Genomic DNA, 13,432 nt, shown 5'->3' on the forward strand with positions numbered 1-13,432 from the left:
TTTTCATAGAGATTCAGAACGCATCGAATTTGCGTTTCCAGAGAGGGTCCGCTTGTCCTGAAGGTGCTCCTGCATTCTGGCCCTTACCCTTAACATCTTGAAAGAACTGCTGCACATTTTCGTCCTGCATAATTGTTTTCACCACATGAGACCCTGCTTTCCAACCGGCGCCCAAAGCAAAACCCGCAGCAGCCCAGCCCAATATTTTTATGGGGAACAATAGGAAACTCGCCATCGGTCTTCTCCTCGGTTTTCGATAAAGCCTGAATTCACTTTGTGTGCACCGTAACCGATCTTTCCATGTGAGTTGTCGGCACAGTGACGCGTACTTATTTCCTGTCGTAACATAATCATATCATTTCGTTTCGAAAAAGAACAGCTCCGTCCGACACAAGGGGGCGAAACTTGACCCTGAGCATTATTTATGCTTAAATAATTGAATCTTAGAGAGAAGATGTACACCATGTTCCCTACATTCAAGTTTCTGATTCTTCTCGTGACATTCTGTATGTGTACTTCGGGTTGTGCCTCAACTGCGCATTCTATGAAAGACAGTATTCCGCTCCTGAAGTCATTTGGTCGAGGCGAGGAAACACAGTTCAAGAAACCCGGAGAGAGCTCACCATCGCAGAAATCCCCGATCATAAATCCGTTGGTAGAAGCTTATATGGAAACGGCTTAGCGTGATGCTTTCGGGCATTCACTGCTCGTGAAAATTCCGAACATTCAGCGTTCCGCCGGTCAAGGAGAAAGGTATGGCCCGAAAAAAGCAATCGCAAACAACTGTTCCCGGGAGAAGCCTGCTTGGACGAGGCGATATCATCACGATCATGGAAAAAGGATCGCCGCTCGAATGTAAGGTCTTGTCGTGTATCTCGGCGGAAGATGGCGCGTGCCTGGCTAATCTTGAGATCCTGGAGGGAGAAAGAAAGGGAGAACGCATTTCGACCAAACTGCGCGCGGGCGGAGAGAAAAAGGTTGAAGAGTGAACGAGTATTCGGTTGAAAATCAACTACCGGACTCTGCAAACTTCCTGTCTGATACGTGTATTTTCAGTACGTAAATACTGCCGAAATCCCGCCCTGAATTTCCCGCAATAAACTTTCAAAATTGCTGAACGGTCATTCCGGGGAAAGAAAACTTCTTACAACAATTCGTTCTTAGAGTAATTCTCGAAAGCAATGGAGAGCGATTCGTCGAAATTGGTAGCCACCGGCCTCCGTACCGGTGGACAATATATAAACAAATCAGTTAATTGTGCCCGGCAGGGACGCCGGGCGCTACTAACAGTTTTCATCACAGGTATCGGATTACTTCAAAACTTTTGAGAAACACTGCAAAAACCCAATTCAGTCGGCACGGAGGCCGCTCGCTGCCGGCCGCGTCGGGTTAGCAGAGTTCGTATCCAACCTCCGTGCTAACCGATCGCTGTTGTTGTTCCGGATGCGATGAGCTGATTTCGTGCAGCGGAAAGCATGCGGATATGATCCATTTCGGCCATTATGAGTTTGTCGATTTCGCCTCTCCCGGAAACATCAGGCAATATCTCTTTCATTCCGAGGAAAAACGCGACGGAATCCTTTTCGAATTGAAGCGCCATATTCAGGACTTCCAAAGGCTCATTTGCGGATTTCAGTCTACTGGAAGCCGCCTCCACAGTAAAAATGTGCGTGTCAGCGGTAGCCTGCAAATACCCTTCCGCAAGTCCCTCCGGGTCCCACACCGCATCGGGAAAAGAAGCCGGGAGTTGCCCTCTCAAATCTCTGAATGCTTTTACGTGGCTTTCTTCCATGAAGGCAAGATCTTCAAGCAGTTTCTTCACTGCAGGGTCGTCAGCTTTTTTTGCGGCCGCTGCATAGAACTGATGGCCGTTCTCTTCTATGCGGACAGCCATTGCGAAAACATCGTCTGCGGTTCCAAAAATGAACATACATCCTCCTTGGTCAATGAGACTCTGAATGGTCCAATGTGCCAATCCTGAACGTTATCGTAAATCGGTTGCTCTGAAGTTGAACGGTAATTCACCACCGTCAACATATCTTTTTAAGACAAACTTCGCGCTGGAGCAAGTTAGATCGGTAATACTCGAAAGGTCTTCTCTGTTTTTTTCCTTCCGATCTTCGGAAATGAGGGGGGGCAGCCGCATAGGCGCTAACCTAGTTTCCAATTCTTTGTCCCAAAGGGACTGAAGAAAATAGCCCGGTAATTCATTGCCGGGAATCCATTGATCAGTCGTCCCTCCTGGACTCGAAGATCATTACATCTTTCCTTAACCGGCAATGAATCGCCAGCCTATTTCCAGTTGTTCCTCCGGAACAACGAACCAAAAATACTTTAGGTTAGCGCAGATGGGGGGCAACCGGTCACGTGTACGTAGAGTTCATACTCGCGGCAATCTCCTCAAAACAGAGGAACAGGTTGCCTCGCTTATCAGAATTCAGCGCTACGCAGTCAATTTCAATCGATTTTCCTGTACACGTTGAGTCCGATTTTTTCACTGGATCCGAAGACCAGTTGATTGCCTTCAGACGAAGCTATAATTACGGTCTTCCCGGATTTTGACGGACCGAATTCCTTTGAAAGATCTACTGTGATAGTTAGTATTGACCCGTCAAGCTTCATCTCCATATTTTTGAAGGCATTCTTGCGTCCTGTTGCAGCCTTCTTGCCCTCCTGCTTGTAAACATTGAGCCCGATCTTCTCCGAACGGCCGGGAACCGACTTATTTCCCTCCGTGGATGCGACAATTGTAGTTTTTCCCGATTTTGACGGACCAAAATCTTTTGATAGATCGATCTCAACAGTGAGTATGTCGCCGTCAACCAACATTGCTACATTCTTCATGCGTGCAGTTGCTGCTTTAGCGACCCGGGCGGCAACTTTCTTCTGCGATTCTTCTCCCGGAACCCGCTCCTTCGAAGATTTCGGGATTAATTCCGCAGGGCTCTTATCCAGTGCGGGCCCCGGCAATTCCGCACAATTGGCCTGAATGAGCAGAGATCGTATTTGCGGAGATGCTTCAGTAACTCTCTTGATGTCACGCTCGGACACAGTATCCGGATTGCAGCCCAATTCTTCCAGATTCCTCAAGAGCTCACGAGGCTTGACGGACGGTTTCGCTTCTACCGCTCGAGCCAGCGATCTCACCACGGAACGAGCCTTTTCGAAATCCTGAACGCATACTTCAAAGGTATGGATAATGTTCATCACCTGCTCAATAAGACGAGAATTCACTGTTCCGTTGACCGGGTCCGTGATCAGGTGGCTCCAACGTTCAGGAGTGGGAGTATTCTCCTCCTTGTAGTAATTTCGAAAGTCCTCAGCGCTCACAAAAAATTCGAATCCGTCCGTAGTGCGTACGAGATACGGGGATGTGGAATCATCAAGCAGTTCTACCGAAATACCCGGTCCAACACCGAGGAACTGCTGGTAATACTTCGCCATTTGATCTCCTTTCGTCCAAGGAAAAGCGTAATTCTATAGAAAACTCTCCCCAAGGTCCAGGAATCCTGTCAAAGGAGAAGAATTTGGGGAAACCCTTCTTATAAGAAGTGTTTCCCCAATTCTTACTCTTTAGTCCAGAGTGCGGCGGTAGCGTTTCGCGCCGATCGCCAGGGCTATCACGGTAAAGAGCCCTATTTGCCACAGGTCCACGACAACATCCGCAACACCGTTTCCTTTGAGCAGGATACCCCGTACTATGCGGAGAAAATGGGTAAGTGGCAAGAGCTCACCGATCATCTGCGCCCAATCGGGCATGCCTCGAAAAGAAAAAGCGAATCCTGACAATAATATATTCGGCAAAAAGAAGAAGAACGCCATTTGTATGGCCTGGCGTTGATTCTCCGCAATGGTGGAAAAAGTTACGCCCATTGCCAGGTTTGCAACGATGAACAGGAATGTGACAGTCAACAGGAGGGTCAGACTGCCTTGCATCGGGACGCCGAAAAGAAAATGTCCTGCCAGGAGAATCAGTGCAACCTGGATATATCCTACGAGAATATAAGGGATAATTTTGCCGATCAGAACTTCGACCGGTCTTGGGGGCATTGAGAGAAGGTTTTCCATGGTACCGCTTTCGCGTTCCCGCGTAATGGCCAAAGCAGTAATCATCACCATGGTCATTGTCAGAACGACACCGAGCAGGCCGGGTACGATGTTGTATTGCGTTATAACCTCAGGGTTGTATAGCGCGTGGACCCGCAATTCTACGGGACCGCTCGTGCCTGCAAGAAAACTGAGAGGTCCTTTCAGATCGTTTTGCAGTGCAGTCGTCAGCAAAGCATTCAATGAGCCGATAGCATTGCTCGTGGTGCCGGGATCGGTAGCATCCGCTTCTATGAGGATTGCAGGTTTGTCGCCCCGGAGCAGATCTCGGCTAAAATTCTCCGGAATATTGATCACAAACTGGACTTCTCCCCTCGCGAGAGCTTCACGGCCTTCCTCTTCAGTTTTCACCTGTCTGACAAAATGGAAGTACCCGCTATTCTGAATCGCATACAACAGAGTTCGTCCCTGTGGACCGTTGTCCGCGAGAAGCACCGCTGAAGGCAGTTGTTTCGGATCGGAGTTGATTGCATAACCGAAGAGAATAAGTTGGAGCAGCGGGATTCCCACCATCATTCCAAACGTGAGACGATCCCGACGCATTTGAATGAATTCCTTTACTACCATTGCCCAAAGTCGTGCGGGCGAGAATCCCTGCCATTCTTTCATGATGAAGGCCTGCCTTTCGCTTTCTCCATCAGATGAATAAAAATATCCTCCAGCCCGGACTCGACCTCCTGCCACTTATATCCCTCGGAACGAAAAGGAGCGATAGCTTTTTCGAGTTTGGCGGCATCGACTCCGCTGACGTGCAAGGCGCTCCCGAACGCCGCAGCCTGCTCCACATCCGGAAGTTTCCGGAGCCTTTCCGCAAGCTCAGTCAATCTGGGACCGCTCACAGACCATGTTGTGAGTCGGGTTTTCTCAATAACCTCGGAGATTGTCCCCTGAGTCAGGAGAACGCCATTGAGAATGAAAGCAAGGCGATGGCAGCGCTCAGCCTCATCCATGTAATGCGTAGCAATAAGGAACGTGAGCCCTTGACCTGCAAGCCGGTGAATCTCCTCCCAGAAATCGCGGCGAGCCTGTGGATCCACGCCCGCGGTAGGTTCATCCAGGAGCAGGAGTTTTGGATCGTGAATTAGACACGCTGCCAGGGCCAGGCGTTGTTTCCAACCACCGGACAATTCTCCTGCAAGCTGGTGCTGTCGTGCTTCCAGCCCGAGACGTTGTATGCTTTCACGTACGACTTCAGACCGGTTTTTCATGGAATACAAACGGGCGACGAAATCGAGATTCTCATAGATACTCAGGTCCTCATAAAAGCTGAACCGCTGAGTCATGTACCCGACCTGGCGCTTTATAATCTCACTTTCGCGAATCACATCGTATCCAAGGCACGTACCGCTTCCTTCGTCTGCACGGAGTAAACCGCATAGCATGCGGATAAATGTGGTTTTCCCGCTGCCGTTCGGGCCCAAAAAACCGCAAATTTCCCCTGTCCGGACCTGAAGATCGATATGATTCACCGCGGTTAGATCCCCGAACCTCTTGGTCATGCCGTGTACATCAATTGCGAGTTCGTCGGTCATTTATTAGGACCTATCTGCACATCCACCGGTTGCCCCGGATGCAAGAGCGCCGCTGTTTTATCGTCGAAACGCAGCTCGATCATGATCACCAGCTTGGAGCGGCTTTCCCGGCTATAAATAACGGGTGGCGTATATTCCACCTGCGGCGAGATGAAACTTACCTTCCCCACCATAGGCTCGGGACGTCCGTCAACGTACACGTGAAGCTGATCTCCATATTGTATGGTGCCAATCCTGGTCTCAGGAACGAAAGCACGCACTTTGACATTCGACGGCGGGAGCAGAGCGACCACAGGCCTGCCCGCTCCAACCCATTCGCCCTCGCGATACAGCGTGTCAAAAACGACACCGGCTTGAGGTGCATTCTGGCGCTTCTGTGCAAGATTCCACTCCGCCCGTGCGAGTGCTGCTTCCTGGGCACGCACGGTCGCCTCTGCTGCGGCAATCTGGTCGGCCCGAGCCCCGAGACGGGCGGTTTCAAGATCTGCTTCAAGCTGCGCAACTCTTTTCTTATCCTGATCGCGTGTTGAACGCGCACGGTCGAGGTCTTGCATCGCCTGTGCTCCGGTTCTTTCCAGTTGGACCAGGCGTTCGAAATTCTTCTCAGAGAAGACCAACGCAGCGCGAGCTTGTTCCAACTGCGCTTGAATCGATTCAATTTCCGTCGGGCGCCGTGGCTTCTTCAGATCCTCCAAATTTGACCGTGCCTGCACGAGTTGCTGGCTCGCCTGATCGCGAGCATCCTTTTCAGGTTGACTATCGAGGGCGAAAAGAGGGTCCCCCGGTTTCACCCACTGGCCCCGTTGCACATACAACGATTCCAACTGACCGGAGAGAGGCGATGCAACATAGACAAATTCTCCCTCGACATACCCCTGTATGCGATTCGTAGACTGAGAGCTGCAACCCGTCAGAAGGCCCAATGCCATAAGCGTGACGCCAACCAGGAAGAGCGGATTTCCTGCATTAAAAGTGATCATAGTATCGCTCTCCCCGTTTCTGTAATTATGCCTTCCAGAATCACCGAAATGATGGCGGAAAATCCGGCCTTCGGAGATATATTGAGATCCGTCAGTTTTTCCGGATTCATAATCGCCTCTGTTGCAGCCATCAGGATCTCTATGATCAGGATGACTGGTACATCCTGACGAAAAACTCCTGCGGATTGGCCATCGTGAACCAGCTTGCCGAAATACTGATACACGACCTCTCGGCGCCTGATTTCTATGACTTTGAAGATTTCCGGCGCATCTCTCCGGAGGTCACGCAGAAAAGGTGGCTGCACTTCTTCGAGATGTTTCTGAATGCGCGGGAGTAATTTATGGAGCGCAGGAATAAATTCGGATGAAGACTCTGACGTGATTTGCTTCAAATCAGCCTCGACGCTCTGAATTTTATTCAGGAGCACAGCCTCAACAAGCGCAATCTTGCTCGGAAAATGTACATAGAGCGTCTTCTTACTGATACCGAGTTCTCTCGCAAGATCGTCCATGGTTACGGCACGGAAACCATAGGCAAAAAAGTGACGACGGGCTGCGGCAACAATTCGTTGTCGGCCGGGGTTCTCCTCTGCAGAAAATTCATGCTGTTGCATCGATGCTGTCCTTCATTGACGCCTTCTCTGTCCCGAGACTGAATTGGCAGCCGGGAACTAACACTCAGGAAACTAATAGAGTATAATCAGTTTCCACCATACAGTCAAATTAAATACGCATTTTCGTTAAAGCCTTTATTTCCTGTTGACATTCGAGTGATCGACTTCTAAGGAATATGGTCAGACCTTGGAAGGCCTTATTTTAGGACTTTCGAGTGACAATATAAAACGAGGTGATCAGGTATGGATTATTTACTCACAGAAGAACAAAAGATGGCTCGAGATATGGCCAGAAAATTCTCGGACAATGAATTGAAACCCATCGCGGACCGATTGGATCGCGAACATACTCACTCCCCCGAAGTACTCAAAGCTCTTGGTGAAATGGGAGTAATGGGCGTGGCGGTTCCCGTTGAATACGGGGGGGGAGGGATGGACTATATATCCTATGCCATGATCGTAACAGAAATATCCCGGGGATGCGGTGGCACAGGGGTGATCGTGGCTGCCCACAACTCATTGTATTGCTATCCGGTGCTGAAATTCGGGACCGAGGAGCAAAAAGAAAGGTTTCTCACTCCTTGCGCTTCAGGGGAATCCGTTGGTTGCTATGCGTTGACGGAAGCAGACGCAGGAAGCGATCCTGCAGCCATGAGAACCACAGCGGTGCTCGACGGCGATTCATGGGTAATCAATGGAGAAAAAAAGTTTATCACAAATGGAAACATAGCAGATTATTGCGTATTCGCTGCTATCACTGACAGATCCAAAGGCTACAAAGGGATATCCCAGTTTGTGTGCGATGTAAGGGAGACTCCGGGATTCAAAGTCGGAAGAGTGGAGGAAAAGCTCGGAATCAACGCATCAGGAACCGCTGAACTGGTTTTTGAGGACGCACGGATTCCGAAAGACAATATTCTTGGAGCGCCCGGTGCAGGTTTGCGCCAGATGCTCGAGACGCTGGATAGCGGACGAATCAGTATCGCTTCCCAGGCATTAGGTATCGGCCGAGCAGTCCTGGAGGAAGCCACTGCGTACGCGTTGGAACGAATCCAGTTCGGCAAACCGATTGCCGAGTACCAGGCTATTCAATGGAAACTTGCCGATATGGCAACTCAACTGGATGCTGCAGAACTCCTCATATGGCGTGCAGCCTGGCTGGAAGATCACGGAATGCCGTTCGAAAAAGAGGCGGCGATGGCTAAACTGTATGCGTCGGATGTCGCGATGCAGGCATCCATAGAAGGCATCCAAGTACTGGGTGGATACGGGTATTGCAAAGAATATCCGATGGAGAGACATATGAGAGATGTCAAAATCACCCAGATCTATGAAGGAACCAACGAAATTCAACGTATGGTAATCGCAAGGAATATCCTTGGTAAACGTAAGTAGTTTCACAACATGAACACCCCACTGGTTCAAAAGGTATTAGAGGGAAACATCAGGGCCACTGCCCAGCTTATCCGGAAGATCGATGACGGAGATCGCGAAGTGTTGGACGATCTTTCCGTCTTGTATAAACATTCCGGACGTGCACATATTATCGGCGTCACGGGGTCTCCCGGCGTGGGTAAATCCACTTTGGTGGACCGGCTGGTTTCACAGTTCAGAGAAGAAGACAAAAAAGTTGGCATTCTGGCTATAGATCCCACGAGCCCTTTTACCGGTGGGGCTATTCTTGGCGACCGTATTCGCATGCAGAAGCATTTCCTTGATGAAGGTGTATTCATCCGCTCCATGGCGACTCGCGGCAAATTCGGCGGTCTCACGCGTTCTACGGCGGATGCAATAATTGTACTGGATGCCATGGGAAAGGACGTGATAATCGTCGAGACCGTCGGAGTCGGGCAGGATGAAATCGACATAGCCCACAGCGCTCATACAACCGTGCTTGTCACCATTCCAGGTATGGGAGATGACATTCAGGCCATAAAAGCCGGCCTTATGGAAATAGGCGATATATTCGTCGTGAACAAGGCGGATCGGGAAGGGGCCGGTAAAACGGTCCGTGAGTTGAAATTCATGCTCCAGATGTCTTCGGAACGCCTTGAGGCGGCAGGATGGGATCCCCCGGTAATCGAGACTGTGGCAAGCCTCAATCAGGGAATCGAACAGGTCCATGAAGCGATACTCAGGCATCGGGATCATCTTCTTCAACCAGGTCACGATCAACTCAAGAAACGGGAAGAAGTGAGAGTTCGCAATCAGCTTTTGGATCTTTTAAAGGAAAACCTCATTGAAACCGCGCTTGAACGCATTGGCGGAGTCGCGGGGTTGAACGGATTTGTTCGAGAAATCGTGGAGAGAGAAAAAGATCCTTACGGTGTAAGTTCAGAACTCCTGGAAAAGCTTATGAAAGGTCCCTCCAGTTGAATCCTCTGAGAGCGCTCCAAAAGACCGATCTCGATCCTGTGTGGTTGTCCAGGATCTTCACCATCATTCCCGTGGTTCTCATTCTCCTTGCAGGCACTGCAGTGCTGTGGATCTATTTCTTCGTTCTGTCGCTCCTTCCTGAAAACCAATCTGTCGTAGAGACGCCGGGCATCATGGCGGACGTCAAAGTGGTTCGCGATCCGAGCGGAATTCCAGGGATAATTGGTGAACGTGAAGAGGACGTTGCTCTTGTCCTCGGGTACGTCATGGCCGAAGATAGGCTCTGGCAAATGGATTATATGCGTCGAGCCGGCCAGGGCAGACTTTCGGAAATTCTTGGATCGGACTATTTGGAAAGGGACTATCTTGTCCGCATGGTTATCGCTGGAAGACCCAAAGAGCAGGCTGCAAATCTCGATGCCCGGGAACGCCTGTGGCTCGAAAAATTCGTGGAAGGCGTGAATCGTTACATTACCGACCAGGGAAGTAAGCTTCCGGTGGAGTTTTCTCTTCTCGAATACAGACCGGAGTTGTTTTCGGCCGACGATGTATTTGCGATTCTGCACGGACTCGTATGGGAGAGTTCCACTGCACCGAAATTGGACGCCGTTTTGACGAAAATCCTGGGAAAGCTGGGGAAGGAAAAGGCGTTTCCCCTGTTTCCTTCAGATCCCGCTGCTTCAGCACCATTTGTGGCTTCCGAGCTTATCGGCTGGGAACCTAAAGGCCCATTGCTCTCGCCTCTGACGTTGAAGACGGTGGTTCCTGCGCTGTACGGAGGTATCGGCTGGGTCCTGGGCAAAGAGAATACTCGCAGCGGAAAACCCATTGTAGGGTCTGCGATCTACCAGGGAATTGCCGCACCCGGATTCTGGTATCGAGCACGAATAAGCACACAGGATTTCAATCTCACGGGAGTATTCATCCCCGGAGTTCCTGCAGCAATTGCGGGCAGTAACGGTAAGCTTAGCTGGAGCTGCATTCCTGCTGCTTCTGACGATTCCGATCTGTTCATCGAGAAACTGGATGATTCTCAGCAACAGTACTGGCGCATAGACAGATGGAAGAGAATCGAAGAGGCTGTGGAACACTTCAGGATCAAAGGCGGCGATCAGGAAACCAGAAGAATAGCCTTAACCGAGACCGGTCCGATTGTCTCCGACATTCACAAGTCCTGCGCATTATCGCTGCGTTGGACCGGCCGTGACGGGACGTCGCTGTTTCCCTGCATGTTCGCACTCAACAGAGCTCATGATGAAAAGGACATAACATCCGCAGCCGGCCGTCTTGTGGCTCCATGCATGTATGTGTTGTGGGCGGACGAGCAAGAGAATTGCGGCATACGCTGGGCTGGCGCAGTTCCGGTTCGTGCGCCGGGAAGCGACGGAATAGTGCCGCTTCCTGCGTGGACGGCCGTACACGACTGGAGCGGATATTTCTCCCCCTCTGAAATGCCGGCAGTGACCAACCCAAAGGATGGTCTATCCATTGTGAGCGAGGGCAGGCCCGGAGGGCAACATTTCCCGCTGTTTGTAACATGCTATTGGAGTGATGACAGCAGGAGCACTCGTATCAGGGAGATTCTGAACAAGTCCTCGGATCATTCACGAGAACGGCTCCAGTCAACTTTTGGCGATACGGTATCCCTTGTTGCCAAGGGGTTCACACCTCTGATTCTCAATGCCGTTGCGCAAAAGGGCCTGGCAGATTCTTCAGAAAAGGAAGCTGCACGCGTGCTCGCGTCGTGGGATTTTCAGATGAACAGGGATTCTGCAGGTGCGGCAATATTCGGCCTGACCTGGCAGTCCCTGACAGAAGAGATCCTGCTGCCTCTTCTGGGTGAAGATTTGTTTAACGCGTACGTCGCTCATCATGCATTGCCAGATCGGCTGATAAAAAGCCTTCTCCTGATGCAAGACAGGAAGCTTCCCGGTCAAAAAACCGTCGAAGAGATGCTCTCTGCCAGCTTCAGAAAGGCTGTGGCACATGGGAAAAATCTCATGGGGCTGAAGCCTGGGGAATGGAGATGGGGGGCGATTCACAAAATCCAATTTCACCATCCCATAGCCGTGCGTTCACGTTTTCTTGAAGCGCTGTACGATGTCGGTCCCATGGGAGTATCCGGATCCTTCGACACGATTGCTCAATCAGGCTGGTCACAGTCTCGACCGTTCTCCGTGCAGGACAGCATATCCCTGAGTCAGATTACGGACATGACCCAACCTCCCGGACTTTTCTGCCTGACTCACATGGGCGCTTCGGCTCATTTCTTCTCTTCCCATTACAAGGACCAGATTTCCGCGTGGCTGGCAGGGCGATATTTCCGAGAACCCACCGATGTAGCGGATATACGAAAAAGCGGCTTTGATCCGGTGGTGTTCAAGTCCAAGTCCGGTCGAGCGCTCAGTCTTAACTAGTCAGAATTCGATAGTCTTAAGGCCACAAAAGTCCCGAAGGACTAACCATGAGTAGCCATGGGTGCAAGAAACTGTCTCAAAAGTCAAGAATTGATCCCTCATCGTAGCACGATCTTCTCATCATCCGCCCGGTCTGACTGTAGGGGCGCCCCTCGTGGGTGCCCGGTAGTGACCGGCCTCCGTGCCGGTCATTGCAGGAGGGTAGGCACGAGACCTACCCCTACAAGGATGATGAATCGTGGCACGATTTGTTCTGCATTCGAGAATTTTGAGACAGTTTCGGGACGCCGGTCCCCACTAATATCTTTGTATTCGGGCGCTGGATAAGCCAGAATTTTGAGCAAATCGCAATAATAGGCTGGTATTGATTTCATTTTCTCGATTTGAAAGAACGTAACCAGGTTCAATTCCTAAAGAGACTGCCTTTGCTGGCGAAAAGAGGCTCGCGTTCTCCGAAGTTGATAAAATGCGTGAATTTTAGTATAATAAATACATATCTTTTTTTATGAATTGCTTGTCTGGAGGTAAGAATGAAATTCCGTGTGTATTTCACGGCTATGGTTGTAGTGGTATTTCTCGCATCCTGTCTCATAGCAAATGCAGCTACCGCACCAAAAGGAACGTACACCGTATACGATGCCAAGAACAAATGCCAGGTCGTTTGTAAAGCTCCGAAACCGGCTTTAGAAATTCTGGAAGACGGTTTGGCGTACTTACTTGACATCCCACTGGCGATTCTCAGTCCCATCACTTGTCCGTTAGTTACCCCGGTCCTGGATAGGATCGATCCGGTGGAAGCAAGGAGTTTTCCACGTCGAATCAAATAGATGACGAAGAATTAGTTCATCCTGTCGATAAGCTCACAACCCAGGATAAGAACCGCATCTATTTCAGTAGGGTTGTCGATCTGGCCGTGGTGCAAGGATTGCTCGAAGCCGATCCGGACTCCGAAATAGGCCACTTTGCTTTTTCGCGCCATTACTTTACGGGAAAGAAATTGGACTTCGATCTGCAAGTGGCCATCCGGCAGTTCGAGCAAAGGCATCCGGAAATAGTCGGAGAAAGACACGATCGACAAGACCATCTTTTTGGCGGGATCGTTACTGCCTTTTCCAAAGAGGCACGCTCCGAAAAGCTTCGCGATCTCATTATACTGGGTGCAACGTACGGAATTTGGCCCGTAGGCACTTCTTTTGTCCTGACGTATCCCTGGGATTTGGACGGTCGCGGACGGCTTGTTCGTTTCAGGTCGGACCTGTCGGATTTCATGAAACGCCGGATAATAGAAATACTCAAAAAAGCCGGTAAATTAAGACACGAAAATCCATTCGGGGATTGATCTTATGCCAATGTGCTTTCAAAGCAGTAATATCCGGGAACCTTTTTGTAAGAAGTGTTTCCCAGAT

At 50.3% G+C, this 13,432-nt stretch carries 14 protein-coding genes; 6 read left to right on the forward strand and 8 right to left on the reverse strand.

Annotated features, from left to right (window positions below):
- Positions 1–13 precede the first annotated feature (13 nt).
- Complete coding sequence (locus tag DESTI_RS18855) at positions 14–235, reverse strand: hypothetical protein (RefSeq protein ID WP_014811560.1); 222 nt, start codon at positions 233–235, stop codon at positions 14–16.
- A gap of 520 nt (positions 236–755) precedes the next feature.
- Between DESTI_RS18855 and DESTI_RS18865 the strand changes: the two genes are divergently transcribed.
- Positions 756–989 (forward strand): hypothetical protein, encoded by a 234-nt coding sequence (locus DESTI_RS18865; RefSeq protein ID WP_014811562.1) that lies wholly within the window; start codon positions 756–758, stop codon positions 987–989.
- A gap of 428 nt (positions 990–1,417) precedes the next feature.
- Here the strand turns inward: DESTI_RS18865 and DESTI_RS18870 are convergent, their stop codons facing one another.
- The 6 genes from DESTI_RS18870 to DESTI_RS18895 form a co-directional block, all read right to left on the reverse strand.
- Positions 1,418–1,930: a ferritin family protein gene (locus DESTI_RS18870; protein ID WP_014811563.1), complete on the reverse strand. Its 513-nt coding sequence runs from the start codon at positions 1,928–1,930 to the stop codon at positions 1,418–1,420.
- A 527-nt stretch (positions 1,931–2,457) separates the two neighbouring features.
- Positions 2,458–3,444: a hypothetical protein gene (locus DESTI_RS18875; RefSeq protein WP_014811564.1), complete on the reverse strand. Its 987-nt coding sequence runs from the start codon at positions 3,442–3,444 to the stop codon at positions 2,458–2,460.
- Between the two features lie 129 nt (positions 3,445–3,573).
- Positions 3,574–4,716 carry an ABC transporter permease gene (locus DESTI_RS18880; protein WP_014811565.1) on the reverse strand — a complete coding sequence of 381 codons (1,143 nt, stop codon included), beginning with the start codon at positions 4,714–4,716 and terminating at the stop codon, positions 3,574–3,576.
- Complete coding sequence (locus tag DESTI_RS18885; RefSeq protein ID WP_014811566.1) at positions 4,713–5,639, reverse strand: ABC transporter ATP-binding protein; 927 nt, start codon at positions 5,637–5,639, stop codon at positions 4,713–4,715. The genes DESTI_RS18880 and DESTI_RS18885 overlap by 4 nt, the downstream gene beginning before the upstream one ends.
- A complete protein-coding gene (locus DESTI_RS18890) occupies positions 5,636–6,619 on the reverse strand; it encodes an HlyD family secretion protein (RefSeq protein ID WP_014811567.1) in 984 nt (327 codons plus the stop codon). The genes DESTI_RS18885 and DESTI_RS18890 overlap by 4 nt, the downstream gene beginning before the upstream one ends.
- A complete protein-coding gene (locus DESTI_RS18895; protein WP_014811568.1) occupies positions 6,616–7,233 on the reverse strand; it encodes a TetR/AcrR family transcriptional regulator in 618 nt (205 codons plus the stop codon). The genes DESTI_RS18890 and DESTI_RS18895 overlap by 4 nt, the downstream gene beginning before the upstream one ends.
- Positions 7,234–7,476: 243 nt before the next feature.
- On the opposite strand from DESTI_RS18895, the gene DESTI_RS18900 reads away from it, so the two are divergent.
- From DESTI_RS18900 to DESTI_RS18915, 4 genes are all read left to right on the forward strand, one after another.
- Positions 7,477–8,628: an acyl-CoA dehydrogenase gene (locus tag DESTI_RS18900; RefSeq protein WP_014811569.1), complete on the forward strand. Its 1,152-nt coding sequence runs from the start codon at positions 7,477–7,479 to the stop codon at positions 8,626–8,628.
- Between the two features lie 9 nt (positions 8,629–8,637).
- Entirely contained in the window at positions 8,638–9,609 is a 972-nt protein-coding gene (meaB, locus tag DESTI_RS18905) for a methylmalonyl Co-A mutase-associated GTPase MeaB (protein WP_014811570.1), read from the forward strand.
- On the forward strand, positions 9,606–12,026 hold the full coding sequence (locus DESTI_RS18910; RefSeq protein WP_014811571.1) for a penicillin acylase family protein: 2,421 nt from the start codon (positions 9,606–9,608) through the stop codon (positions 12,024–12,026). Before meaB ends, DESTI_RS18910 begins: the two co-directional genes overlap by 4 nt.
- Positions 12,027–12,556: 530 nt before the next feature.
- Positions 12,557–12,853 (forward strand): hypothetical protein, encoded by a 297-nt coding sequence (locus tag DESTI_RS18915; RefSeq protein ID WP_014811572.1) that lies wholly within the window; start codon positions 12,557–12,559, stop codon positions 12,851–12,853.
- Positions 12,854–12,864: 11 nt separating this feature from the next.
- Here DESTI_RS18915 and DESTI_RS30875 read toward each other — a convergent pair whose 3' ends face one another.
- The gene (locus tag DESTI_RS30875; protein ID WP_157212206.1) at positions 12,865–13,041 is read right to left on the reverse strand and encodes a hypothetical protein; all 177 of its coding nucleotides are present in this window, start codon (positions 13,039–13,041) and stop codon (positions 12,865–12,867) included.
- On the opposite strand from DESTI_RS30875, the gene DESTI_RS18920 reads away from it, so the two are divergent.
- Positions 13,024–13,365 carry a hypothetical protein gene (locus tag DESTI_RS18920; protein ID WP_157212207.1) on the forward strand — a complete coding sequence of 114 codons (342 nt, stop codon included), beginning with the start codon at positions 13,024–13,026 and terminating at the stop codon, positions 13,363–13,365. The genes DESTI_RS30875 and DESTI_RS18920 overlap by 18 nt on opposite strands.
- Positions 13,366–13,432: the final 67 nt, after the last annotated feature.

The sequence above is a fragment of the Desulfomonile tiedjei DSM 6799 genome (genome assembly GCF_000266945.1).
Lineage (GTDB): Bacteria > Desulfobacterota > Desulfomonilia > Desulfomonilales > Desulfomonilaceae > Desulfomonile > Desulfomonile tiedjei.

What these genes read in the sequence shown, in the direction of transcription:
- DESTI_RS18885 (WP_014811566.1), bottom strand. Translation starts at nt 5,639, where the DNA reads ATGACCGACGAACTCGCAATTGATGTACACGGCATGACCAAGAGGTTC.
- DESTI_RS18865 (WP_014811562.1), top strand. Translation starts at nt 756, where the DNA reads ATGGCCCGAAAAAAGCAATCGCAAACAACTGTTCCCGGGAGAAGCCTG.
- DESTI_RS18870 (WP_014811563.1), bottom strand. Translation starts at nt 1,930, where the DNA reads ATGTTCATTTTTGGAACCGCAGACGATGTTTTCGCAATGGCTGTCCGC.
- DESTI_RS18895 (WP_014811568.1), bottom strand. Translation starts at nt 7,233, where the DNA reads ATGCAACAGCATGAATTTTCTGCAGAGGAGAACCCCGGCCGACAACGA.
- DESTI_RS18875 (WP_014811564.1), bottom strand. Translation starts at nt 3,444, where the DNA reads ATGGCGAAGTATTACCAGCAGTTCCTCGGTGTTGGACCGGGTATTTCG.
- DESTI_RS18890 (WP_014811567.1), bottom strand. Translation starts at nt 6,619, where the DNA reads ATGATCACTTTTAATGCAGGAAATCCGCTCTTCCTGGTTGGCGTCACG.
- DESTI_RS18855 (WP_014811560.1), bottom strand. Translation starts at nt 235, where the DNA reads ATGGCGAGTTTCCTATTGTTCCCCATAAAAATATTGGGCTGGGCTGCT.
- DESTI_RS18900 (WP_014811569.1), top strand. Translation starts at nt 7,477, where the DNA reads ATGGATTATTTACTCACAGAAGAACAAAAGATGGCTCGAGATATGGCC.
- meaB (WP_014811570.1), top strand. Translation starts at nt 8,638, where the DNA reads ATGAACACCCCACTGGTTCAAAAGGTATTAGAGGGAAACATCAGGGCC.
- DESTI_RS18880 (WP_014811565.1), bottom strand. Translation starts at nt 4,716, where the DNA reads ATGAAAGAATGGCAGGGATTCTCGCCCGCACGACTTTGGGCAATGGTA.
- DESTI_RS18915 (WP_014811572.1), top strand. Translation starts at nt 12,557, where the DNA reads ATGAAATTCCGTGTGTATTTCACGGCTATGGTTGTAGTGGTATTTCTC.